Genomic DNA, 24,312 nt, shown 5'->3' with positions numbered 1-24,312 from the left:
ACTCCTGAATTTTTAAAATATGGGGATTTGTTTTCGATTAATTGTTGCCAAGTGCTCCTGTTATTTTCACCTCCACAGTGAATAGAATAGAGTTGATGCTGCTATATGTATGTATCCAAGTTGAGATCGTCAAGAGAACTAGTAACGAAAAGGCAGGTCAAACGGAATAACAAGAGGTTCATTTAGTGATTTAATTTAATGAAGGGAATCAGAACTATCTTTGAAAAGTAATTCTAGAAGTGTTTTTCTAATTATTAAACATTAATTAAACCTTAAACAAAAAATACCATTTATCAATATAGTATTTCTACCTCATAGGCGTACCATTAGTGGATATTCTGTGAAAGTAATCAAATTTTGTCGAAATTTCCGATTTTCCGGGCAGTTTAGTACCACAAACCGCCCGAATTGAAATAAATCTGTTATTGATGAATGGCAATCTTTTCTCGTAACTTTCTAATTGCCCCAGATTTCCATTGCTTGACAGCAGATAGAGATACATTCTCCTTTTTCGCTATTTCCTTATTGGTTAGCTGCTCCACAAATGATGCCAATACCCATTTAGCCTCTTTTTTCGTAAGGCATTCGCAATAGGATAGAATGGTTTCTTTTTCGAGAAAAAGAGGGGATTCCTGATCTTTGATACATTCCCAGAATTCTGTTTCCGGAAAAACATGTCTTTCTTGGTGTTGGTTGTTTCGGGTCATCTGCGTCAACATTTTACCCTTTATATAGGCGTAGGCGTAATTCGAGAAACTGCCTTTGCTTTCATTAAAGGACTGTTTCGCCTCCCATAGTGCGATTAAACCTGTCTGATAGAACTCATCTTCATTTCTATAAATGTGCAATGATTGAATGATCTTATGAATCATTGGTTGATACTGTACAACTAATTCGTCAAAGCTCTCCACTGGTAAAGTCCTTCAGGCAGCGCGCTTCCGTTGTATTCCTAGGTAGCTCTACCATAATTCATTCGTGGAAGACCTACGAATCACAGAAAATTAAATTTAAGAGAGAAAAATAGATTTTAAGCGTAAAATTCGCTTCAAATTAGAACTAACTGCTTTCCAAATCAACTTCTATTTTTAAAAGTATAAGAGTTAATAAGCGACCAAGGGTCACCCCCAATGCTCTTTGTATATGACAGGAAATTCCGTAAGAGAAAAGTCTACAATTCCCGGAACCTTATGATAATTGGAACTCCGAATTTTCATGGGGGATGGCAAAGTTATTTTGCTCAGCGTCCAGTCGGTAGGAAGGGTAAGAATTGTCGAAGAATATTGTAAAAATTGGTAGATATTGCTGGTAAAATATATATGGTGCCATTTTCCTTTCCAGGATATTAGGGAGAGGCTAATGGTGGGTACGCCAACTGCATGAATGAATGGACATAAAAAGAGTATAGATATTTCCGATAATGATAGTTTATTAAAAGGGGTTTGTAGTTTATATGAAATATAAGACGAAACATTCTAATGAGAAGATATATTATATTGTTGCTTGGATTGTAATCGCGATTATGGTATCTGGTTTGTTAATTGATAACCCGCGTTTTGGTGAATTTGGAGTTGTTTACATATTCCACAGTATACTGGTGTTTATCCTGTCACTGTGTTTACTGCTATATCCTAAGAACGGTACTGCTTTTCTAAGATTAATCATCATCGTCATTGCATCCACTTACTTTTATACACTATTTCTCTTTTATCCAGAAACGTCTTCCACCTATGTTTTTCTATGCTTTATTCCAGCACTTTCCATCTTATATTTTGATTCAAAGCTCTTTTACTTTTCCTTGTTATTAAACGGTATATCGAACATCATTATATATGGATATATCCTGTTGGCGGATGGAGTGCAATACCGCTTTATTGAAGAGGATCCAATAGGAAATTTCTTTAACTTTGTTGCGAGTCAGATCATTGTTTATTTTATTTTTTATTTAACGAATGGAAGAATTAAAAAACAACAATTATATTATGAACAAATCCAACATTCTGAGCGTTTGAGGACAACCAGTCAGCTTACCGCTGCTATTGCACATGAAATTAGAAATCCTCTGACCGTGGTAAAAGGTTTCTTGCAGCTATTTGAGAAAGATTCTTCCTTTAACGATGATCAAAAAGGGAAGTTTACCTTGATGATTGATGAGTTGAATACAGCGGAACAGGTTATTTCACAATTTTTATCAATTGCTAAACCAGATAAAGAAAATGTAATGGAAAAGGTCAATGTGCAGGCTGCTCTCCAGAGTGTCACTGACTTGCTTCATTCTTATGGACTTTTACATGATAACAGGATTGACCTAACGGTAACGGAGGATTGTACAATCTTAGCTAACACCATAGAGTTTAAACAATTACTCATAAATATTATTAAAAACGCAATCGAGGCTTCCGATATTGGGGATGTCGTTCTAGTGACAGCGGAAAGAGAAAAAGACTTTGTTGTCATTAAAGTCATTGACCATGGACAAGGAATGACAGAAGCGGAAGTTGCCTCTTTAGGTACTCCTTTTTATTCATTAAAAAGTAAAGGAACAGGATTAGGGATGATGGTTTGCTTTACCATTGTGGAAAAATTTAAGGGCACCATTGACTTCCAATCTGCTATAGGCCATGGAACGACAGTCACCATACGGTTTCCCCCTTCTAGTCCGTCTTATTAAGTAAAAAGGAGGGCAATGGGGACGGTTCTTAACAAAAGCACTTGGAAGTTTTGCTCACAGGTGGGTTGCTGATAGTTTGATACAGAATTGTGTACTATTTGAAAAGTGTATAGTTACTTTTAAAAGATTCACTAAAAAGGAACTAGTTGTCGATTATTGTCGATAGGTCTTTCTTCCTAATGTATTTGTTCGTATAGTAAAATATCAAAGTATTTATGATTCTTTTATAGGGAGTGTATTTTGTGAAAAAGGTACTAAGTGCTAGTTTTTTTGTTTTCATTTTGTCTTTGTTCTTTAGCGGCTTAGCCTTTGCAGAGGGAACCAGTATATCAAACGGGACCCCGATTACTGCAAAATTGGCTAAAGGTGCTATACAGACATATGAATTTACAACAAGTAAGGATGGACAAGTTTATATTACACTTGATAAGACGTCAAGTGGATTCCTTACTCAGCTTTTTGATAGTAATGGTAATTATATCACCAATGATTATACATATACAGGCGGAGATATGGGTGTTTTAGAAGCGAATCTTCAACAAGGTACGTATCGGATTGAGGTTACTCCGTATAATTGGAGTGGAATTTCAAGCGCGACTTATCGAATAAAAGCAACCTTTCCAGCTGCGTATTCGAGAAATGCTACCACATTAGAACCAAATGACACAGCAGAAACAAGTATTACGATGACTAATGGAAAATTCTATAGTACCACTGCTGAAAATATGATTGATCGAGATGTTTATAAATTTACAACGAATAAAGATGGAGAAGTATACATAACGCTTGATCAAATCACTGCTGGCTTCAAAATCGAACTTTACGATAGCAATGGAAACTATCAAACAAATGACTACACCTACTCAGGCGGCGATAGTGCTGTCTTAAAAATGAATCTTCAACAAGGAACCTATTATTTATATATTAGCCCATATAATTGGAGTGGAAAGACAAGTGCTTCTTATCGAGTAAAGGCAACTTATCCGGGCTCATTTACAAGAAGTGCAACCACTTTTGAAACCAATGATACAGCACAAACAAGTATGCAAATGATTTCTAATAAATCCTATTCATCTAGCAGCGATTCTGGTATTGATCGAGATGTCTACCAATTTACGACGAATAGTGATGGCAATGCTGCCATTACATTGGATAAAGTTACAGCTGGCTACGTTATCTATCTTGTTGATATCTATGGAAATAGGATCACTAACGATTATCTGTATTCAGCTGGGGATACTGCGGTTTTAAAGGCAAGTCTTCAAAAAGGAACCTATTATCTTTACATCGACCCATACAATTGGAGTGGAACCACAAGTGCTACCTATCAACTAAAGGCTAGTTTTATAGATAAAACCCCAAGTGTGGATCCGATGTATGATTCGGGTAAGGTTATTACTGGAAAGGCAGTCTCCAATACAAAAGTCTATGCCTATGCAGGAACTGTAAAGCTCGGTGAGGCCACCGTGAAAAATGGTGCATATAGCATAACTGTATCACCGCAAAAGGCAGGAACCGTAATTGGTGTATACACCGTTGATACGGCAGGAAATACTAGTACAACCGCTAAAACTACCGTTGTGAATTCAACTGTCCAAGCTGTATCTGTAGACTATACTAAGATTAAAGTAAGCTGGTACAGTGTGCCAGGTGCTAATGGATATGAAGTCTATCGAAGCACTGCTAGTACAGGGACCTATAGCAAAATTGCCACTGTGACAAGCGGAAGCACTCTTACGTACACGAACAGCTCGGTATCAACGGGAACAAATTACTATTATAAAGTAAGAGCTTATCGTACTATAAACGGAGTAAAGGTATACAGCCCATACACAAAGGTTGCGATTGGTAAAGCTATACCTTTAACACCGACTTCTGTGAAAGCAGCTTCCACTTCTTATAATAGTCTAAAAACTAGCTGGACAGCCGTTAGTGGAGCAACGGGATATGAGGTTTACCAAGCGACATCAAGTACAGGAACGTATTCACGTATTGCGACAACGACCTCAACTAGTTTTACGAAGACCGGTCTTACAACCAATCAAACTTATTATATTAAAGTCAGAGCATACAGGACTGTAGGAAGCACCAAGGTTTATAGTAATTATTCTACAGTGGTTAGTGCAAAACCTATTCCATCCGTTCCAGCGAGTTTTACAGCAGCAAGAGCAAGTTCAACGAGCGTTAAGGTTACGTGGGGTTCTGTAACTGGAGCAACTGGATATGAAGTGTACAGAGCTGCAACCAGCACTGGAACCTATAGTCTACTAAAAAGTACGACTTCCTCAACCTATACGAATACTGGTTTAACAACCGGAAAAACATATTATTATAAAGTAAGAGCATATAGAACGGTTGGAACAACCAAGGTATATAGCGGTTGGACCAAGGTTATTGGGGCTAGACCTTAAATAAAGGTAAGTTCAGATGTCTCTCATCAATCAGAAAAGCCAGGCATTGAGCCTGGTTTTCTTAATGGACTTTGCCTATTGTCTTTTAACCAACCACAATATTATTGAGCGAAGATGAATCTTAGTTATATTTGGCAGTCTTCTCTTTCAACTTTCTTAACTTACTTAATGCCCCTGATTTCCATTGCTTAACGGCAGATATGGATACATTCTCCCTTTCTGCTATTTCCATATTGGTTAGCTGCTCAATGAAGGATGCCATTATCCATTTTGCTTCTTTTTCCGTCAGACCTTCGCAATAGGTTAGAATCGTTTCTTTCTCGAGAAAAGGAGATGATCCCTGGTCTTCAATCCATTCCCAGAATTCCTTTTCGGGAAGTACATGTTTATCCTGGTGCTGGTTGTTTCGTGACATTTGCGTCAACATCTTTCCCTTAATATAGGAGTAAGTGTAATTCGAGAAGCTGCCTTTGCCTTCATTGTAGGACTGACTAGCTTCCGAAATTACTTCATATTTATAGAAAAGAAGGTGAATTAGATATCATAGGGACGGATGGTAATATAACAGCTAATGGAATGGTAATTTAATCGTTTCCCCGATTATTTGATTTCTAGCAATCGGACCCAATTCCGGGCTCCTGCTATCCAAACTTTCGCCTGGTGTTCGATTGTCTCCCATAATAAAATAAAAACCTTTTTGCACCATGACTTCCGGCATATCATTAGGTATTCCGATTGTGTAAGGTTCTTCTATCGGGTTTCCATTGACGTACACGATGCCGTTTGTAATTTTTACAGTCTCGCCAGGTAATGCAATAATCCGCTTGATGATATTAAACCCATTTTGATTTCTAACAATAATAATATCGTTTCTTTCTACACTATAAAACAAATTACTTGTAAGGATAACATCCTTATTATCGAAGGTTGGATTCATAGAGTTACCATCAATTATTGTTAATCCGATAGTAAAGCGGAAAATAAAAAAGACCGCTAATAAAAGGAGAATAAACTTTATCCAACTAATAATAGATGACAATATATTTTCCTTAGGCTTAACTGCAATTTCACTTGAATGTAAATTCTCTTCAACTGTACGCATTATTTCTCACCTATCATTCATTAATGTTATCCGTATCTCCAGTTGTACGAATATCATCCATTTTTTTAATAGACTCATTTAAAATTTCGTCAAGTTCATTAATGATAGCTTCTTTCTCCTCTGTTTGATCAATTGATATATTTTTTATTAATTCATCTGTATGGGCCTTCAAGTCATTAACACGCTGCTTGGTTTCTTCCTTAGTAAATTGTTCTAACTGCTTTTCAGCATCGTTCATTTCTATTTGCAACTCTTCTTTTAAACGCTGCATTTGAATTTCCTTCTCAGACATGATCGCCTTTTCTATTGTTTCAATCGACGTGGTCTGTTGTTTTGCAAACCAATCACTTAGCAGCCCATGGATATCTTGGTCCGCAAAAGCAACAGTAATACTGCTACCTACTCCTATGCTTAAAAAAAGAGTTCCAACTAGTAATTTTGCACCTTTAGATGTTTTCTTCCTGAATTTTTCTTTCCTGCTCTTCATAGTATTTAATCCTCCTTTAAAACAGAGGGTCCCAAATTGTTTGAGACCCTGGTAGATAAGCTCAAAGAAACTATTGATTTTACATTTGTAACAGTACTAGAGCTTGATTATTTATTGATACCAGAAACAGCTGCATTTAAATCAGCTAAAGCTTTAGCTTGAAGTTCTGCTGCTTTATTTTGAATAAGTAATTGCTGAGCAACAACTAATTCATTTTTCTTAGTAGTGATGGTACCACGAAGTTCCTCGATTTTGCGGTCAATGATATGTTGGATAGCTTCTACTCTTGAAGCAGATGCTTCATCAAGTTGTGTTTGAAGATCCGCTTTCGATGTTGCAATAGCTGCTTGTAAATCAGATAATGCCTGAGAACTCGTTGCATTTAAGTCACTAGTTAATTGTGTAAGAGCGGCAGATCCAGTATTACCAGTCAATGCAGTAAGGTCATTATTTGCATATTGAATTGCTTGAAGACCTACTTGCCCAATAATTGTGTCAGCTGCCTGTTGGATTCCGTCAAATTGACTTTGAAGAGAAGCTTCAATGGATTGTTTTTGAGCAGATAATGCATTTAAATGTTCATTTGTAGCGTTTGTGATTGCTGAATTTGCATTCGTTGTTTCAGCAGTTTTTGTTCCATTAATACTGGTAGTAGCATTTGTTCTTAGAGCGTTATATTCTTGTGAAATTGCAGGAACTTTTCCGGTTGCATAATTTGTAACTTGAGTTTGAATAGATGAAGCGGATTTTCCAAACTGTGTATTGTACCAATTTTGTAGGTTTGTGCCAGCATCTGTACTTGCGAAAGCTATCCCTACACTTGAAAGTAATCCTACTGCCAATGCACCTGATACTACTTTTGTTTTTAATGACTTTTTCATAATAAATTCTCCCTCTCAACTTTTAATTTTTTGTTTTATATTTTTTAGAATTTGCAATTAACAAATTCAGGAAACCCTTATTCACCTAATACTTTCGAAAGCATTTCTTCAACTTCTGCTGTTATTTCAGCATCTAATTGTGCCTTTTCATTTTCAGCAGTTTCATCGGAAATACTTTCTTCTAAGACTGTTTGAGCACTTTTTAATCGGATAAGGTACTCTTCTTCATGGTTTTGGATTCTGGCCTTTGATTGGATAATTGTATTTAATAAGAAGGACTCAATTTGAGACGCAGCTTCTTTTTTTTCAACTTTCTGTTGTTCTTTTGCGCTGTTTGAAATTTCCAGCAGGCCTTTTTCTCTTTCCTGTAAAGTACTAACACTGCTCAATTGAAAAGCAGTTTTATACCACTGATCTATCTGTAGTGCTACATCTTGGTTTGCCATAACAGAAATTACAGAAACAGAGGAAATGGCTATGAATGTGATTATTGCTTTTTTAAGATGTCCCATCACGCTCTCCTCCTTATCACTCCTTATTTTTCTTTTGTACAACTAAAGGTTTTTGTTCGTTTTAAAGAACTTACAAGTTGAGTATATGACAATGTACCTAACAACAAAAGTCCTAAAATCTGCCGTATTAGCCCAATTTATGGCAATATTAGCGGGAAATCTTTGAATTCCTAGCAATTTCTTAGTATTTTGTATTATATAATGAACATATGATTCTTAATAAAATACATTAAAGTGTAGTTAATAGTGGAATTAACACTTTTCGTTCTCTATAGGGAGCTATGCCATTATTCATTTATAAAACCTTTCGGATCGTAGAAAATTGAATTGTATTGTTAGGTGTTTGGTTAAACCTATATTCCTGTTATAAACCATTTTTTGTATTGCTAAATTTGGTTAAATATTACACAATTGAATGGACAAAGTAATAGGATTAGTGGGGTTGATTAACGATGTATGTAAACGTAGTAAGCAAGGAAGAAAGAGAAGAATTTATGAACCTTTGGGATCAAATTGCGAATGAAAGGAAATACCAGGTAACACCGCTAACAGAAAACTCGGAAGCCTTTATCCTAAAGGATAAATCCAATTTAAGCGTGGGAACCATTGAATTTGTACCATGTGATGCCAATATTATAGAAATAAACGATTTAGTTGATATATCAAATGAAACTCGTATACTACAAAACCTACAGTATTCTTACCAAGTTCGAAAAATGGGGGTAAAGAGAGAATTTGCCTCGAAGACCATTTTACTGGAACTGCTTAAGCTGGCCGCCATGCATGCTAAGAAGAATCAAGTTCGCTTTTATACTATTTATTTGGAACCAAGACATTATGAAAAATTAACGGAGAAGTTTAAATTTAGAATCGAACTAATCGGGGAAGAAGTTATGCTTGGAAAAAGAAAAATGGTTGCCGCTTTAATTGATGTTGAAGATGCCATTGAAAACACTCAAGGGTATCCACTCTATATTAAATCAATAGCCTATCTGGTAAAGGGCACTAAAAAAGTAAAAGCGTTATTTTCATAATGTTGTTGCTTTAAGTAGATTTGATGAGAACTTATTTAAACCACCCTGTTTTGGGTGGTTTTGCTCTGTCTTTTTATTCGAATTAATTCCAAATTATGTTACTATTTGCTTATTAGTCTATTTATAAGACGCTTTAGGGAGGCTATGTTCATGCTAGATAAAATCAAGGGCGGTCTGATTGGTTTTGCGATTGGGGATGCAATGGGAGTAGCTACTGAGTTTATGAGCCCAGAAGAAATAAAAGAACGATATGGAGTAGTCACGGAAATCTTAGGTGGCGGCGTGTTTGGCTTTAAGCGCGGCGAGACGTCTGATGACACGGATATGACTGTTGCTGTGGCGAAAGGCATCATCGCCAATTCTATCGATCCGATTGAGGAAATAGGCAGGCAATTTTTAAAATGGAAAGCCTCCAATCCGAAAGATATCGGGATTACCATTGCGAGTACATTTCGGAACTATAAGGGAGATTGGTTCCAGGCTGCGGAAGTGACACATAAGCAACTTGGACAAAGTGGGGGAAACGGCACCCTCATGAGATGTCTGCCTATTGCCTTTGCCTATTGTGACATTCAAAAGATGGATGAGATATCTATTATTCAATCAAAAATTACCCACCAGGAAGATTCAGCCTCCGATGCATGTGTTCTTTATAATCGTATTGCGAGACGCCTTCTTCTCGGAGAAGAGTTGAAAAGTGCTATTACAGCAGAAATAAAAAACACACAGTATGATATTGATTATAGTATAGCACCTGACTGCCCGCCGAGTGGCTATGTGGTTCATACGCTAAAATGGGTATTTTACTGGCTGCTTAACAAGAACACCTTTCTTGATGTCATAATAGGAGCAGTCAACATGGGCAATGATAGCGACACGATTGCAGCGATTGCTGGAGGGTTAAAAGGAGTTGAAGTGGGCTATCATAATTTGCCATATAAACATGCTGATAAACTTCTCAGCAAAGATTCCCTTGAGGAGCTGGCAGAGGTCCTCTGCGAAATAAGAGATAGGGATACCTCCGCTCAAGAAGGTTGATGGATCTTGGTGTACCAGCCATCATTATATTACATGAACTTTCTTGGCTGAATTAGAAGTAAATCATTTGAATCAGATTCACCAAGGGATTGAGCCTCAGTATACGAGTAAGGTTCACCCGTGCAGCGATTACCTGCCATGTAAAGGACGCTTGTAACCATTGGACTCCTTTCTATACCCAAAAAGGCAACGTCCCCGAAGGCAATCCATCGGGGACAGTTACATTTATAGTTCTCCCAAGAGGCTAGCTGTTTTATTAACGCGTTGGAAGGTGGGGGGTGAGAATACATTGGCGGAGAATTTCCGTCTATTGTTTATAGAGGAACCTTAAGAAGCAGATTTAAGCGGAGATATTCCGCTTAACTTCTTTAAATAGGTCAAATTACAAGGATTTTGATACCATAAGCGGAAAAACTCCGCCTATTTATAAGGAAATATGAGTATTTTTCATCTTAGACGGAAACTCTCCGCTTATTTTTCAAACTCAGTGAAATCAACATTCAGTTTTAACTATATTTACCCTTTAACGAGGGACTTTTTGAATTTCCGACCGAAAGCTCTCCGTCCTTGTACAGGCATCAAGACTCGACTTTAGAAATTGTAGTGTTACTTCTTCAGACTTCACAAGACCTTCAAAGCGCAGATTCTTAATCCACTCCCAAATATCTTCAAGCTTTCTCTTTAAGAAATAAAATTCAAAGGCATCGAAATTCGGAGTCTCATACTTCATATATTTCTTGTATTCACTTAAAAATTGTCCTGCATATGGCTCTGTGATGATTAAAATCAGGTCTTGTTCTTTTGGAGCAAGTCTTAGGCATTCCCAGTCAATCAGCATAAGGTTTTTCCCTTGCATCAAATTCCAATTATGAGCATCTGCGTGGGACAAAACAAACTGGTGTGGCTTGCTTTTTAAACTATTTGATAAATCCCTTATCCTGTTTATTAATTCTACTAAAGTACCTGTATGAGGCTTCACGATTTCTGAAACGTTATCATTTGTTTGATCCAAATCGTTCGTAATAAAAGCAGATAAGTATTCGCAGAACTCTATGTCAAAACCTTCGTTTACTTGCTGCATTTTTAATTCATTCGGGATGTTTGAAGTGTTTTTATGAAGTATTCCAAGAATCTTAGCCAGTTCATCCACTTGATTTGGACTTAGCTGTGTGTCACCAATGGTTGTTCCCTCAATATATTCTGAAAGCAGATACACGTACTGATCGTCTTCGCATGTATTCCTTTTCCATTTCGTCGAGATTGGATTGACGAGATTGTTTTGTAACTCAGTATGGTTATACAACCACTTTACTAAGGGAGTATATCGATCAATGGCATCAATCCATGGAATAATGGAAGGCTTACTTTTGTCGTATACTTTTAAAAAATACTTTTCACGTTTATCTTCCACGAAAAATGCTATGGCCGACCAGCCGCCTGGAACTTGTTGTATTGACATTGCTGTAATTCCATAGTGATCATTCAATATAGCAGTAATCCGATTTGTAATCTCCATCCGTTCGCCTTTCCCTTCATGCAATTAAAATCTTGATTAAGTCGCTGGATTGTAGATAAAACTAGAAGAATTCAAGATATTTTCTATTATTTCAGCTGGTTTTTTATAAGAAGTGTTGTAAAGATGTTTTGAATTTGCTGGATCTCTTTCAAGTTTATTTAGCAAAAATAAGGAGCGCTCAATTAAATATGGATCTCCTCGCTTATTCAAACGTTCTATTAAAATGTTCTCCTCCGCGAGTAAGACCACGTATTTAATCTTCACATTCTGATATGCAAAATGCCTGCAGAACCAATCCAATTCATCTTCGACAACAGTATCGATAATCACGTTGTAGTTATGCTGAAGCAGGTTTTGGGTTAACGAAAGGATGTTTTTCCACATGATTGCAAGCATTTCATCCCATGACGGCTCAGAGTCACTTTCATACATAGGCAAGGATAAGAAGTCATCCCCTTGAATAAGAGCACTTTTTTTCACAGTTCGTAACAATTCCTTGGTGATTGTAGATTTACCTGCTCCGCATGGTCCAGATAGTAGATATATTGTTTTTTGTTCCATCCTTCGCGACTCCTCACTTTTAGTTTTTTCTCTCTGCAGTGGACTCTCTAATCAATAACGTGGTTGGAAGTAAAATCTCCTGAATCGGTTCTTCTCTGTTTTCCATTCGCCAGCAAAGCTGTTCGATTGCCTTTTTTGCGAAATAATTCAGATCAATATCCACGGTGGTAATCCTTGGTGTAGAGATTTGTGATAATTGTCCGTTATCAAAACTGCAGACAGATACTTCTTCAGGTATATGGACGCCTCTCTGCTGCAGGACGGATGTTACTAGGAAACCAAGACCATCATTTACACAAAACCAAGCAGTAGGCTGGCTTTGAAGATTATCCATAAACAGTTTAATATGATTTTGATTTTCCTGTGCGTTTGTTACGATAAAGTGTTCATTGTGTTTAATATCATATTTTCTTAAAGCCAGCAGATAACCTTCTAATCTTTCTTGATAACTTGGGGATTTGTCAACATCCCCTACAAAGGCAATATCACGATGTCCTAATTGAATTAAATGTTCTATTGCCCTATATGCTCCAAAACGGTTATTCGTCAGAATGGAATCAGCCTCTAGATGCGGGTCATGGTGATCAATTAAAACCGTTGGGATACCTGTATCGATAATTTTTTTTATATAGTCGGTACTAATATGAGAAAGAATTAATACTCCATCAATTTGATGATTGGTTAATAAGGAAGGAAGAGTTAAATTCTCCTTCGTTTCATTATCAATGGATTCAATAAAAAGATTCATACCGCGGGCTCTTAACTCTTTTTCAATCCCTAAATATATGACTCCGAAAAAGCTTTTGAGTGAAAAAGCAAATTCAGAAGCGATTAAAGCGATATTCCTGGTACTTTTTTTATCAGGTTGCTTTTGATTTCTGCTAGTAGAATAATCGTAACCTAATTCATCTGCTGTTTTTTGGACAAGCTGCCTTGTCTCTTCACTAACCCCAGGCTTTCCAGATAATGCTTGAGAAACAGAGTTTTTGGAGATATTCAAACGATCGGCGATGTCTTGCATCGTCACTTTCTTCAACATAATAAACCCTTCTCCTTTATCCATTTTCATTTATTTTAATTATTTATATTTGTAAAGTTTACTTGTAATTATATTGTAACGTTACAAAGTGCAAAATACAATAGTGGCTATAATCTTGATTTTGACAATAGTAATCTTTTTTTACTAAGATATTGTTTGACATTACCGTTTTTAGGTGTAATAATGTCGTTGTAAGGTAATAAAACACATTACTAAACAATTATTCAGTAATCTAGTAATTTTGTTGTCATGGGTTAGGTTAGGATACAAAGATGTATAGCTTACCTTTAAAACTCTAGACTATCCCTATTATACTTTTTTTTATCAGCAATGACAGCGTTTACGCGCAATGGTGTGAAGGATCATTACACTTTCGAACTTTAATAGAATAATTGTTTTATCATTACATTCACGTAAGGTATTTGCATTTCCATTATGTAGATAGGTAACAATAATTAGAAATTGGGGGAATTCAGAATGAAAATGAAAAAAGCAGCTTCAATCCTATTCGCAGCTTCTCTTACTGTCGCTGGTCTAGCTGCCTGCTCGACAGGTAATAAGGAACAAAGCAGCGGCACCGATAAAAATGGCGTAACAACAATTGAATTCTGGGCGGCTCCAAATCCAACACAGCAAGTGTATTGGAAGGAAGTAGCGGAGGAGTTCACGAAGGAAAATCCGAAAATTAAGGTAAATGTCAGTCCGATGAAGGAAAGCCCTACATCTGAAGCAAGTATTCAATCAGCCATAGCGGGTGGGAGCGCACCTACTATTTCAGAAAATATTAACCGTGGATTTGCAGCGCAGCTATCTGAGAGTAAAGCGCTTGTAGCCTTAGATGAGTTAGAAGGCTGGGACGAGGTAAAAGAAAGCCGTAATATGACTGAAACTATGAATGGCTGGGAATTTGCCGACGGTCACCAATATGTATTGCCCATTTACTCAAATGCCATGTTATTTGGCTGGAGATTAGACATTTTAAAAGAGCTTGGCTATAACGAACCGCCAAAAACATATAGTGAAATGCTAGATGTAGCAGAAAAATTAAAAGCGAAATATCCTGATAAATATTTATGGGCTAAGGCAGACCTTGCCGACCCAACAGCTTGGAAGAGATGGTTTGACTTCTTCATGTTATATGATGCAGCATCCAATGGTAACAAATTTGTTGAAGGTACTAAATTCACAGGTGAAGAAAAAGCCGGCGAACAAGTACTTGGTTTAATGGATGATTTACGTAAAGCAGATGCTTTGTTAACAAGACAGTCAAAAGATCCATTTGAAAGCGGCTTAGGTATTTTCGTAGATGTTGGTCCTTGGACGATTCCATATTGGGCAGAAAAATTCCCGGAATTAAAGTTTAATGAAACCTTCACATTAGCAGCACCGCCAGTTCCAGACGGCATGGATACTGAAAATGTTAAAACGTTTGCTGATACAAAAGGTTTAGTTATTTATGCGTCTGCAACAAAAGAACAACAAAAAGCAGCCATGACCTTCATTAACTGGGTTTATTCTAATCCTGATAATGATTTGAAATGGCTTGAAAAAACAAGCTTACCGCCAGCTCGTGATGATTTAACAACGAATGATACATTTAAAGCGTTCTTTGATAAAAATCCAGCATTACAACCATATGCAGCTGCCGTTCCTAATGGTATCCCGCCAATGGATAACTCGAAATACAATGATATTCAGACATTTATTGGTCAACATGCTTTCAATCCAGTGGTAAAAGGTGAAAAGGATCCAAAAACTGGATGGAAGGACATGCAAAAGGCAATTGAGGGGGCTCTTAAATAATGAGCACAAAGCAAGGAAGGATGGGCTGGCTATTTGCCAGTCCTTATCTTATATATGCATTAGTCTTCTTCTTGATCCCACTTGTGTGGTCACTATTCTTATCGTTTACGGATTGGAATTTAATCTCACCAACTTTTAGTTTTGTTGGTATCGAAAATTATACGGAAGCACTCAAAAGTCCAGGGGTCCAAAGTGCCTTTTGGGTAACTTTTAAATTTATGGCTGTATTTGTACCATTGGTTGTCGCTTCTTCGATTGTTGTTGCATTAATCGTTCAGGGCTTACCAAGGTTTAAAGGGCTGTTTTTAATTGGCTTTTTCCTCCCTTACCTAGCGTCAGGGGTTGTTTCTTCGCTAATTGTAAAAGGGCTTCTATCATATAACAGTCCTGTAAATGAATTCCTGCGGAACGCATGGGGTTTAGATATTGACTGGCTTGGCAGTCCATTTGCAGCATTGTTTGTTGTTGCAGTAATTATTGCATGGAAATTCACTGGGTATTATGCGCTGATTTTAACATCAGGTTTTGAAAGCATTGGTACCGAAATATACGAAGCAGCCATGATTGATGGAGTATCACCGTGGCAGCGTTTTTGGAAAATTACATTTCCACTTCTATATCCTGCTTTATTTACAGTATTAATTTTATCGATTGGTGTTACGTTTGGTATCTTTACCGAGGTGTATCAATTAACAGGCGGGGGACCAAATTTTGCAACCAATACATGGCAGATGGAGATTTTCACAAGAGCATTCTCGAATCTTCAAGCAGGATATGCTTCAGCGATTGCCATTATAGCATCTGTAGTTACGTTTATTTCAATATTTATCATTCGAAAACTTCTAGAAATGTGGGGGAAACGAAATGGGTGGAGCTAAGAAAAAAGGATTATGGTTTCGTTACCTGCTTGCGGTTGTTCTCTTACTGATTATGATTTTTCCGTATATTTATATGGTCCTAAACTCGTTTGCCGATTGGGATCAAGTAGATAAAAAGCTATTTCCGACAGAGTACACTCTGCAATCATATCAATGGCTGTTAGGCGGCGGCGAAGCGGTCATTCCAAGACCATGGCTTAATGCCTTTTTTAACAGTTTTATCGTCTCAGGGGCTTCCACTTTCTTAATGATGGTAACCGCCATTATGGTTGCCTATGCACTTGCAAAGATGCCGTTTAAAGGCAGGGACACCATCAATAACTTTATTTTATTTCAAATGTTCTTTCCGGCCATCATTTTGTTAATTCCAACGTTCCTTGTTATCCAAAGAATCGGAATGTATGACTCTTATTGGGGAATGATTTTGCCGAAAGCAATGAGTTTATGGGCTGTATTTATGTATACGAACTTCTTTAAAGCCATCCCAGATACATTTATTGAAGCAGCAAAATTGGACGGAGCGAGTGAGCTTCAAATCATGTACAAAATCGTGATGCCGATGTCTAAATCGATTACGACGGTTATCTTCTTATTTTTATTTATGGAAAGATGGACAGAGCTCCTGTGGGATATGTTAGTGGCCAAGAGTGACAATATGCTGACGTTGAATGTCTTGTTATCACAAATGTTCGGCCCATATGGCGGATATCCAGGTCCGATGTATGCAGCATCTGTGTTGTTAACACTGCCTATCATTATTATCTTCTTGCTGTTTGCGAAAAAGTTCCAAGAAGGTATGCAATTTACACTTAAGTAAAAGGTTCTGTTAAAACTGAATGTTGATTTCACTGTGTTTGGAAAATAAGCGGAGAATTTCCGTTTAAATTGGGGAGTTTTATAGTTTCCTTAAAAATAGGCGGAGTTTTTCCGCTTATTGTTTCTAAAACCTTGTAATTTGTCTTATTTAAAACAGTTAAGCGGAATATCTCCGCTTATATCTGCTCTTAAGGGTCCGCTTTAAACAATAGCCGGAATATCTCCGCCTATGAATTCCCAATCCTACAAGAAATCAACAATGAATAATAACAGAGCCAAGTAAATAGAAGTTTTTGCAAGATTGGAGTTTATACAAAATGGTTAAATGGTGGAAACAATCTACTTTTTATGAAATTTATATGCCTAGCTTTAAAGACGGAAACGGTGACGGAATCGGGGACTTTGCTGGTATTACCTCAAAGCTCGACTATTTAAAGGAGCTGGGGGTTGATGGACTGTGGCTTACTCCCTTTTATCCATCCCCAAAGGTGGATAACGGCTACGATATTTCCGATTACTATGGGATTGATCCTGATTATGGAAGTATGGCGGATTTTGAACTATTCATTCAGGAAGCACATGTGCGCGGTATCAAGGTGATCGCCGATTTAGTGTTGAACCACACTTCATCGAAACATCAATGGTTTCAGGAGTCAAAGTCAGGTAAGGACCATCCGAAACGAGATTGGTATATTTGGAGCGATAAACCGAACAATTGGGAATCCTTCTTTGGCGGATCCGCTTGGGAGTACGATGAAAACACCAGCCAATATTATTACCATGCCTTTGCTAAAGAGCAGGTAGACCTGAATTGGGCCAATCATGAAGTGAAAGCAGCGATGATGGATTGTATGAAGTTTTGGCTGGAAAAAGGAGTCGACGGCTTCCGGCTTGATGTCATTAATTTCTTAAAGGTAAATGATAACTTCCAAGACAACCCATTTGATGTGGAAAATAATGAACAAATCCATTTATACGATAAAGATCAAGATGGAATTTTAGCAGTCATTGAGGAAATTGCTGAATTTGTTCATCAGTATCCAGATAAATTTCTAGTTGGTGAAGTGGGTTCGGAAGACCTAGCCATTTTAAAACAATATTCCGGCCTTAACAAATTAGATGTTGTTTTTAATTTTAACATAGGCAGCATTGAGAGCTTTGATGTGAAAAAGCTATTTCAACAGGTCGTTGAAACAGAGAACGTTTATGATCAGTCACAAATCCCAACTCTGTTCTTTTCGAGTCATGATATGTCCCGGCACTTTTCTAGATTTGGCGGTGATGAGGACAGAGCCAAATTAGTCGCAGCTTTTATGCTCACTGCTAAGGGTGTTCCGTTCATTTATCAAGGTGATGAGATTGGAATGCGAGATTATGTGTGTGATGATATTTCCAAAATGAAGGACATACAAGGCATTACACACTATCAGCTTGCCTTACAAGCTGGTCAGCCCGAAGAGGAAGCGTTGGTCATTGCCAACGAAAAGTCGAGGGATAAATCACGAACTCCTATGCAGTGGAGTGCTGAACACCATGTTGGATTTTCAGAAAAGGAGCCGTGGATCAGTATTCCTGAGAATGCTTATAAAGTTACTGTCGAGAACCAGCAAAAGGACTCGGATTCCATGCTTACTTTTTATAAAAAATTGATGAGACTGCGAAAAGCTCATTCTGCTCTCACCAATGGGAATTATGAATTTCTAAGGTTTGAAGATAACATGATCTCCTTCGCCAGGAAGGACAGTGCAGAAAAAATAGTAGTAGCCTTGAACTTTTCTGCTCAACCAAAAAGTTTTGAAATCGATATGAAGAGCGAATTGCTTTTATCAAATAAGCGGAAGTGTTTGGAGTGTAACGATACTATCACGATACTCGAGAATGAAGTCTTGATTCTGAAGGAGGTAAATTAATCTATGGCTGTTTTAAATAAAGGGAATGTCAAAACGTGTGAACAATTGTTGGAAGAATTTCAGGCGGATTCTCAACCTGTACACGCAGAAAAGATTGTTTTTACAGGCGTTGGTGAAAAAGATGTCTATAATATTTGCGCACCTTTTGAGGACGAAGGGGAGCTTGTGATTGCAGGACGAGTGGAGTCTCGTGACAGTGAGCACTCCAACGTATATTTCTTTGTCGAGCGAAATGGAGAGTGGGTGCCAAGAGAGAATTCACCTGTTCTTGAACTGCAGGACCCATTCTTTACTACCATTGCAGGAGAGTTAATCGTAGGCGGGGTTCAAATCTTCCCACATCCGATTAATAAAGGTCAACTTGGCTGGAGAACGGTGTTTTATAAAGGCCAGAGTATTGCAGACTTACAGGAATTTGCAAAAGGTCCGGACGGTATGAAGGACCTACGTCTTGTGGAGTTAAAGGACGGAAGTATTGGCGTATTGACAAGACCTCAAGGGGAAAAAGGCGGAAGAGGAAAGATTGGCTGGACTCGAATTTCTTCATTAGCTGAATTGACTCTCGATGTAATCAATGAGGCTCCTTTGCTGGAAAATCAGTTTATTGATGAAGAGTGGGGCGGGGCAAACGAGCCGCATCTCTTAAAAAATGGACTTGTTGGTGTTCTCGGCCATGTTGCTTCCTTTGATGAAGATGGAAATCGCCATTATTATCCGATGGTATTTGCCCTTGATTCCGAAACAGGTGAAGTTTCTGACATGAAGCTAATTGCTACAAGAAGCAATTTCCTTCCTGGTCCATCGAAACGCCCAGATCTAGAGGATGTTGTTTTTAGCGGCGGTCTAGTTCGGAAAAGTGACGGAAGTGCTGATATTTATGCAGGGATTAGTGACGCCGAAGCTCAAAAAATAACGATCGTGGATCCATTTTTACCATATGAAAAGTAAGTTGAACTTTGAATAGAGGAGACCTGAAAATGAATATATATAGATATGAAGAGAACCCATTGGTAACTCCGATGGATGTAACAGCACATCGCCCGGATTTTGAAGTGATTGGTGCATTTAATGCAGGGATAACCACGTATAACGATGAGATTATTATGCTTCTGCGTGTAGCGGAACGTCCAATCAGTGAAGATCCTAATATCGTCAAGGCGCCGATATACAATCACAAAACGCGCGAGCTTGAAATTTTGGAATTAAATTTAGATGACCCTCAGTATGATTTTTCAGATCCGCGTACGATTAAGAAAGCCGGAAATCCACATGGTTTTGTTTATTTAACTTCCCTATCCTACCTGCGGATTGCCCGAAGCAAGGATGGACATCACTTCACGATTGATGAAAAACCGTTTGTATATCCATCCAATGAGCTAGAGACCTTTGGGATTGAAGACCCAAGGATTACCAAAATTGAAGATACTTACTATATTTATTTTAGTGCCGCTTCACCAGTCGGTGTTGGAGAATCCATGGTTTCCACAAAAGACTTTGTGACAACAGAACATCACGGAATGATTTTTGCACCAGAAAACAAAGACGTATTAATTTTTCCTGAAAAAATAAACGGAAAATACTATGCACTTCATCGTCCGGTACCGAAAAGTGTCGGGGAGCCAGAAATTTGGATTGCAGAATCTACAAACCTCTTGCATTGGGGTAACCACAAGCATTTACTAGGCTTACGTGAAGGCATGTGGGATAGTGCGCGTATGGGCGGAGGAGCTGTTCCTTTTAAAACAGAGAAAGGCTGGCTTGAACTGTACCATGGTGCGACTTCCGATCACCGCTATTGTATGGGTGCTGTGTTACTTGACCTGGAAGATCCAACAAAGGTCATTGCCCGCTCGAACCAGCCGATTATCGAGCCTGAAGCAGATTATGAGGTAGAAGGATTCTTTGGAAATGTTGTATTTTCATGTGGTGCAGTTGTTGAAGGCGATGTTGTTAAAATGTACTACGGTGTTGCGGATACATCCATGGCTTGTGCGGAATTCAGCTTACAAGAAATCTTAGATTCATTGACTTATTTATAATAACGAGAAGAATGCCAAAATCGCTCTATTGATTTTGGCATTTTTAACATAACTTTGGCAGGTGAAGTATAGATGAAGATTCATGATAATTGGAAGATAAAGCATTTTGATGTTGGGGCTGCACGTGATCTTGAGGTGGCTTCTCCTGACTATATTGATTATTTCTGGATGACATCAGCTGTTCCAGGTGATGTTCATTCCACCTTGATTGACAGGAAGTTAATTGAAGATCCCTTTTACGGCCACAATGATTTGAAATGTCAGTGGGTGGAGGAAAAGGTCTGGTGGTACCGCAATACCTTTGAGTTCCATGATGAAATCAGTAAAGACGACCGGTATGAGTTGATCTTCGAAGGCCTTGATACGTTTGCGACAGTTTATTTGAACGGAGTGGAGCTTGGTTCAACAGAGAATATGTTTATCAGTCATACCTTTGAAGTAGCAAGAGAGCTTAAAAAAGGGAAAAATGTATTAGCTGTAAAGTTTGATCCCGTTCACGTTCATGTAAAAGACAAGGTGCAATATTATTGGTCTGGTTTTAGCAAAAAGCGGATTTGGACTCGTAAAGCACAAAGTCACTTTGGTTGGGATTGGGGTCCGCGCTTAGTTGCAGCAGGGATATGGAAGGATGTTCATTTAGAGAAAAGGACTTTAGCCAAAATCGATAGTGTATTTGCTAAAACCAAATCCATCACACAAGAAGAGGCACTTATCGAGGTGGAAGTGGATATTGCGTCTTTTACGAAGGATAAAGAGTATGAAGTCCGTGTAAATCTTTCACTTGGAGAGGAAGCTTTTTCAACAAAGGTGAAGGTAGATCGTAAAAAAGCAAAGGTTATACTCGCGGTGGAAAATCCTAAGCTTTGGTGGACCCATGACCTCGGTACACCGCATCTTTATCAGCTGAAGGTTGAACTAGTAGCTGATGGTGTGAAAGTGGATGAGAGTTTAGAAGACTTCGGGATTCGAACCATTGAAGTACTTCGAAAAGATGAAAATGGAAATCATTGTTTTACTTTTGTTTTAAATGGAGAAAAAATCTTTGCAAAAGGCGCGAATTGGATTCCGATTGATAGTTTCATAGGAGCTGTTCCAGATTCACGTTACCTTCACTTAATCAAAATGTCTAAAGATGCGAATATGAATATGCTTCGTGTTTGGGGCGGCGGTATCTATGAAAAGGAGATCTTTTACGATGAGTGCAATCGGCTTGGTCTATTAGTCTGGCAGGATTTCATGTTTTCGTGCGCTTTATATCCTGATTACAATAAGAACTTTATGGATAATGTCACTGAGGAGATTATTCATGTAGTAAAGCGTCTGCGGAATCATCCGTGCCTGGCGCTATGGTGCGGAAACAATGAAAATGATTGGCTGTATGAGGCGTTGTACTCCTCAGGTGAAATCCATCATCCGTTTTACGGCGAGAAAATCTATCATGAATTAATGCCAGAATTACTAGAAGAACTTGACCCGACTCGCTTGTTTTGGCCAAGCTCTCCATTTGGAGGGAACGACCATAACTCAAGAGAAGAGGGTGACACACATAATTGGCAGGTGTGGCACGGAAATATTGAGCCTAGAACGTTTGGTGAGCCGCAATCGGTTAATTACAGTGTAGAAGGCCTGTCGTTTAAAAATTTCAAAAATGATACCACTAAATTTGCGAGTGAATTTGGTATGCATGCTTCATCCAACACCTATACATTAGAACGAAATATTCCCAAGGATCAATTTTTCTGGGGAAGCGAAGAAATGGCGTACCGCAATAAAGATATCCATCATCCAAAAGGAATACTACTCATGGAAGGCTATACAGGAGTTCCCAAGGATTTATATGAATACATTTCTTTTTCCATGTTAACGCAGGCAGAAGGATTGAAATATGGAATTGAGCATTATCGACGCAATAAACCAAACACGAGCGGCGCTTTGTTCTGGCAGTTAAATGACTGCTGGCCGGGCACGAGCTGGTCGGTGATTGACTATTATTTATTGCCAAAGGCTTCGTATCATTATGCAAGAAAGTTCTACAGTCCGGTCCTGCTAACGCTGGATTATGAGCCAGGTCAAGACATAAAGGTTTGGGTTGTAAATGACACTCTAGAAGTCTATGAGGATGAAATTGAGCTGGCTGTTTATCAAACCAATGGCGAAAAGGTATTCTCAAAAGTTTGGAAGGTTTCGGTTGAACCCAATATATCTAAGCAGGTATCAGTTGTTTTAGAACAAGAAGCGCTATGTGGACTGAATCCAGAAGGTGCTGTTATGGTCATCACTTCAAAGAATAATAGTGTTGAAGAAGACTTTTATTATTTCCGTGATCAAAAGGATGTTAAATTTGAAGACGCTGAAATTAGTGTTTCGGTGGACCATGAGAATCATGAATTGATATTTTCTACGAATGTACTTGCTCGGATGGTGACCATTGAAATGGAAATGGAACAGCTGGTGTTGGAGGATAATTTCTTTGACTTATTACCAAATAGGAAAAGAAGAATTAAGGTACATCAGGCTGAAGGTAAACCAATTCCTTGGGATACATTGAGGGTTAAAGCGATTAATAGTGTGAAAACAAGGGGGTTATAAGGATGAAAGCAGCTGTTTTACAAGGGACAAAGCAGTTGGAGGTAATGGAGTGGAATTATCCATCTCTGTCAGCAAAGGAAGTTATTGTAAAGGTGAAAAGCTGCGGCATTTGCGGAACCGATCAACATATTTATCATGGTCATCCCGGTTCTGCTGAAGTCCAGCACCCGATTGTCCTCGGCCATGAATTGGCGGGGGAAATCGTGGAGGTCGGTGCCGAAGTATCGTCCTTCGCGGTAGGAGATCGTGTTTCCATTGATCCCAACATTTATTGCGGGACATGTGAGTATTGCCGCAGCAATCGAGCTCATTTATGTAACCATCTTCAGGCAGTAGGGGTAACAAGAGATGGCGGGATGGGGGAGTTTTGTGTAGTGCCGGAAGCTAATTGCTACAAAATCCCCGATGAAATGAGCTTTGAAGAGGCAGCACTTGTTGAGCCTTTGGGATGTGTTTTACATGGATTTAAGAAGATTCAACTTTCATCCTTAAGCAGTGTTCTCATTATTGGCGGCGGTTTTATAGGACAATTGTTTTTACAACTGGTTAAACATCAAAATGTACAGTCGGTCATCGTTAGTGAACCTGCAGATAACAAAAGAGAGCTTCTCTATAGGCTAGGTGCGGATGAAGTAATTCATCCATCAAAGGCTGCTAATCTAGCGGTGGATGTTGTAATTGAATGTGTAGGCAGAGCGGAGAGTATGGAATTAGCGGTTAAATCAGCAGGTAAGGGCGGCCAAGTATTACTCTTTGGGGTCGCGGCTCCTGAAACGGTAATCTCTGTTTCACCGTTTGAAATCTTTTCAAAGGAACTAAGCATAAAGGGGTCATTTGTTAATCCATTTACGCACGATGAAGCTATTTCACTCATTGATAAAAAAGTGATTGATGTTCAATCGCTCATTTCTCATCGTTTTACATTGGAGGATCTGCCTGAGGCGATGGCTAACTTTCCGAGGCTTAGTGTTTCAAAAGCGATAATTAATCACTAGGTGCAGGAGGGGCGGCCATTAGCCAACTTAGCT

22 protein-coding genes are annotated in these 24,312 nt (G+C 38.4%); 12 read left to right on the top strand and 10 right to left on the bottom strand.

Features of this window, described 5'->3' with window-relative positions:
- Nucleotides 1-422: 422 nt before the first annotated feature.
- A complete protein-coding gene (locus H0184_RS04275; protein ID WP_221821703.1) occupies nucleotides 423-911 on the bottom strand; it encodes a sigma-70 family RNA polymerase sigma factor in 489 nt (162 codons plus the stop codon).
- Nucleotides 912-1,450: 539 nt separating this feature from the next.
- On the opposite strand from H0184_RS04275, the gene H0184_RS04270 reads away from it, so the two are divergent.
- Both H0184_RS04270 and H0184_RS04265 read left to right on the top strand, forming a co-directional pair.
- On the top strand, nucleotides 1,451-2,668 hold the full coding sequence (locus H0184_RS04270; RefSeq protein ID WP_221821700.1) for a sensor histidine kinase: 1,218 nt from the start codon (nucleotides 1,451-1,453) through the stop codon (nucleotides 2,666-2,668).
- A 242-nt stretch (nucleotides 2,669-2,910) separates the two neighbouring features.
- Entirely contained in the window at nucleotides 2,911-5,079 is a 2,169-nt protein-coding gene (locus H0184_RS04265) for a fibronectin type III domain-containing protein (RefSeq protein WP_221821698.1), read from the top strand.
- Between the two features lie 121 nt (nucleotides 5,080-5,200).
- Here H0184_RS04265 and H0184_RS04260 read toward each other — a convergent pair whose 3' ends face one another.
- The 5 genes from H0184_RS04260 to H0184_RS04240 all read right to left on the bottom strand — a co-directional run bounded on the left by H0184_RS04260 (nucleotide 5,201) and on the right by H0184_RS04240 (nucleotide 8,061).
- A complete protein-coding gene (locus tag H0184_RS04260; protein WP_313771718.1) occupies nucleotides 5,201-5,584 on the bottom strand; it encodes a sigma-70 family RNA polymerase sigma factor in 384 nt (127 codons plus the stop codon).
- Between the two features lie 63 nt (nucleotides 5,585-5,647).
- On the bottom strand, nucleotides 5,648-6,181 hold the full coding sequence (gene lepB / locus H0184_RS04255; protein WP_221821696.1) for a signal peptidase I: 534 nt from the start codon (nucleotides 6,179-6,181) through the stop codon (nucleotides 5,648-5,650).
- A gap of 13 nt (nucleotides 6,182-6,194) precedes the next feature.
- A complete protein-coding gene (locus H0184_RS04250; protein WP_221821694.1) occupies nucleotides 6,195-6,668 on the bottom strand; it encodes a hypothetical protein in 474 nt (157 codons plus the stop codon).
- Nucleotides 6,669-6,775: 107 nt separating this feature from the next.
- Entirely contained in the window at nucleotides 6,776-7,549 is a 774-nt protein-coding gene (locus H0184_RS04245; RefSeq protein ID WP_221821692.1) for a hypothetical protein, read from the bottom strand.
- Between the two features lie 77 nt (nucleotides 7,550-7,626).
- Nucleotides 7,627-8,061, bottom strand: coding sequence for a hypothetical protein (locus H0184_RS04240; protein ID WP_221821690.1), 435 nt, complete (start codon nucleotides 8,059-8,061; stop codon nucleotides 7,627-7,629).
- 452 nt (nucleotides 8,062-8,513) lie between these two features.
- Here H0184_RS04240 and H0184_RS04235 point away from each other — a divergent pair, with 452 nt between their 5' ends.
- On the top strand, nucleotides 8,514-9,095 hold the full coding sequence (locus H0184_RS04235; RefSeq protein ID WP_221821688.1) for a hypothetical protein: 582 nt from the start codon (nucleotides 8,514-8,516) through the stop codon (nucleotides 9,093-9,095).
- 150 nt (nucleotides 9,096-9,245) lie between these two features.
- Nucleotides 9,246-10,133 (top strand): ADP-ribosylglycohydrolase family protein, encoded by an 888-nt coding sequence (locus H0184_RS04230; protein WP_221821685.1) that lies wholly within the window; start codon nucleotides 9,246-9,248, stop codon nucleotides 10,131-10,133.
- A 29-nt stretch (nucleotides 10,134-10,162) separates the two neighbouring features.
- On the opposite strand, the gene H0184_RS04225 is transcribed toward H0184_RS04230, so the two are convergent.
- From H0184_RS04225 to H0184_RS04210, 4 genes are all read right to left on the bottom strand, one after another.
- Nucleotides 10,163-10,315, bottom strand: a complete 153-nt coding sequence (locus H0184_RS04225; RefSeq protein ID WP_221821682.1) for a hypothetical protein — start codon at nucleotides 10,313-10,315, stop codon at nucleotides 10,163-10,165.
- Nucleotides 10,316-10,656: 341 nt separating this feature from the next.
- Nucleotides 10,657-11,649, bottom strand: coding sequence for an aminoglycoside phosphotransferase family protein (locus H0184_RS04220; RefSeq protein ID WP_221821680.1), 993 nt, complete (start codon nucleotides 11,647-11,649; stop codon nucleotides 10,657-10,659).
- 36 nt (nucleotides 11,650-11,685) lie between these two features.
- Nucleotides 11,686-12,249: an AAA family ATPase gene (locus H0184_RS04215; RefSeq protein ID WP_260631444.1), complete on the bottom strand. Its 564-nt coding sequence runs from the start codon at nucleotides 12,247-12,249 to the stop codon at nucleotides 11,686-11,688.
- Entirely contained in the window at nucleotides 12,230-13,249 is a 1,020-nt protein-coding gene (locus H0184_RS04210) for a LacI family DNA-binding transcriptional regulator (RefSeq protein ID WP_221821676.1), read from the bottom strand. The genes H0184_RS04215 and H0184_RS04210 overlap by 20 nt, the downstream gene beginning before the upstream one ends.
- Before the next feature lie 483 nt (nucleotides 13,250-13,732).
- On the opposite strand from H0184_RS04210, the gene H0184_RS04205 reads away from it, so the two are divergent.
- The 8 genes from H0184_RS04205 to H0184_RS04170 all read left to right on the top strand — a co-directional run bounded on the left by H0184_RS04205 (nucleotide 13,733) and on the right by H0184_RS04170 (nucleotide 24,279).
- On the top strand, nucleotides 13,733-15,052 hold the full coding sequence (locus H0184_RS04205; protein WP_396953576.1) for an extracellular solute-binding protein: 1,320 nt from the start codon (nucleotides 13,733-13,735) through the stop codon (nucleotides 15,050-15,052).
- A complete protein-coding gene (locus tag H0184_RS04200) occupies nucleotides 15,052-15,930 on the top strand; it encodes a carbohydrate ABC transporter permease (RefSeq protein ID WP_221821672.1) in 879 nt (292 codons plus the stop codon). Before H0184_RS04205 ends, H0184_RS04200 begins: the two co-directional genes overlap by 1 nt.
- A complete protein-coding gene (locus H0184_RS04195; protein WP_221821670.1) occupies nucleotides 15,917-16,747 on the top strand; it encodes a carbohydrate ABC transporter permease in 831 nt (276 codons plus the stop codon). Before H0184_RS04200 ends, H0184_RS04195 begins: the two co-directional genes overlap by 14 nt.
- 316 nt (nucleotides 16,748-17,063) lie before the next feature.
- Nucleotides 17,064-18,656 carry a glycoside hydrolase family 13 protein gene (locus tag H0184_RS04190; RefSeq protein WP_221821668.1) on the top strand — a complete coding sequence of 531 codons (1,593 nt, stop codon included), beginning with the start codon at nucleotides 17,064-17,066 and terminating at the stop codon, nucleotides 18,654-18,656.
- Between the two features lie 3 nt (nucleotides 18,657-18,659).
- Entirely contained in the window at nucleotides 18,660-19,604 is a 945-nt protein-coding gene (locus tag H0184_RS04185; RefSeq protein ID WP_221821666.1) for an MTP-1 family protein, read from the top strand.
- 29 nt (nucleotides 19,605-19,633) lie between these two features.
- A complete protein-coding gene (locus H0184_RS04180) occupies nucleotides 19,634-20,695 on the top strand; it encodes a BtaManbiosPhlase (protein WP_221821663.1) in 1,062 nt (353 codons plus the stop codon).
- Between the two features lie 72 nt (nucleotides 20,696-20,767).
- Nucleotides 20,768-23,284, top strand: a complete 2,517-nt coding sequence (locus H0184_RS04175; RefSeq protein ID WP_221821661.1) for a beta-mannosidase — start codon at nucleotides 20,768-20,770, stop codon at nucleotides 23,282-23,284.
- 2 nt (nucleotides 23,285-23,286) lie between these two features.
- Nucleotides 23,287-24,279, top strand: coding sequence for a zinc-dependent alcohol dehydrogenase family protein (locus H0184_RS04170; protein WP_221821660.1), 993 nt, complete (start codon nucleotides 23,287-23,289; stop codon nucleotides 24,277-24,279).
- Nucleotides 24,280-24,312 lie beyond the last annotated feature (33 nt).

It is taken from the genome of Neobacillus niacini, assembly GCF_019749295.1.
GTDB lineage: Bacteria > Bacillota > Bacilli > Bacillales > Cytobacillaceae > Neobacillus > Neobacillus niacini_D.
The sequence above is the reverse complement of the archived record's forward strand: the minus strand, read 5'-3'. Positions and strand labels throughout refer to the sequence as shown.

Bases quoted from the DNA above. Each gene is read 5' to 3' on its own strand.
- H0184_RS04195 (WP_221821670.1), top strand. From the start codon at position 15,917: ATGGGTGGAGCTAAGAAAAAAGGATTATGGTTTCGTTACCTGCTTGCG.
- H0184_RS04190 (WP_221821668.1), top strand. From the start codon at position 17,064: ATGGTTAAATGGTGGAAACAATCTACTTTTTATGAAATTTATATGCCT.
- H0184_RS04250 (WP_221821694.1), bottom strand. From the start codon at position 6,668: ATGAAGAGCAGGAAAGAAAAATTCAGGAAGAAAACATCTAAAGGTGCA.
- H0184_RS04210 (WP_221821676.1), bottom strand. From the start codon at position 13,249: ATGTTGAAGAAAGTGACGATGCAAGACATCGCCGATCGTTTGAATATC.
- H0184_RS04205 (WP_396953576.1), top strand. From the start codon at position 13,733: ATGAAAAAAGCAGCTTCAATCCTATTCGCAGCTTCTCTTACTGTCGCT.
- H0184_RS04230 (WP_221821685.1), top strand. From the start codon at position 9,246: ATGCTAGATAAAATCAAGGGCGGTCTGATTGGTTTTGCGATTGGGGAT.
- H0184_RS04220 (WP_221821680.1), bottom strand. From the start codon at position 11,649: ATGGAGATTACAAATCGGATTACTGCTATATTGAATGATCACTATGGA.
- H0184_RS04175 (WP_221821661.1), top strand. From the start codon at position 20,768: ATGAAGATTCATGATAATTGGAAGATAAAGCATTTTGATGTTGGGGCT.
- H0184_RS04170 (WP_221821660.1), top strand. From the start codon at position 23,287: ATGAAAGCAGCTGTTTTACAAGGGACAAAGCAGTTGGAGGTAATGGAG.
- H0184_RS04185 (WP_221821666.1), top strand. From the start codon at position 18,660: ATGGCTGTTTTAAATAAAGGGAATGTCAAAACGTGTGAACAATTGTTG.
- lepB (WP_221821696.1), bottom strand. From the start codon at position 6,181: ATGCGTACAGTTGAAGAGAATTTACATTCAAGTGAAATTGCAGTTAAG.
- H0184_RS04235 (WP_221821688.1), top strand. From the start codon at position 8,514: ATGTATGTAAACGTAGTAAGCAAGGAAGAAAGAGAAGAATTTATGAAC.
- H0184_RS04245 (WP_221821692.1), bottom strand. From the start codon at position 7,549: ATGAAAAAGTCATTAAAAACAAAAGTAGTATCAGGTGCATTGGCAGTA.
- H0184_RS04180 (WP_221821663.1), top strand. From the start codon at position 19,634: ATGAATATATATAGATATGAAGAGAACCCATTGGTAACTCCGATGGAT.
- H0184_RS04270 (WP_221821700.1), top strand. From the start codon at position 1,451: ATGAAATATAAGACGAAACATTCTAATGAGAAGATATATTATATTGTT.
- H0184_RS04200 (WP_221821672.1), top strand. From the start codon at position 15,052: ATGAGCACAAAGCAAGGAAGGATGGGCTGGCTATTTGCCAGTCCTTAT.
- H0184_RS04240 (WP_221821690.1), bottom strand. From the start codon at position 8,061: ATGGGACATCTTAAAAAAGCAATAATCACATTCATAGCCATTTCCTCT.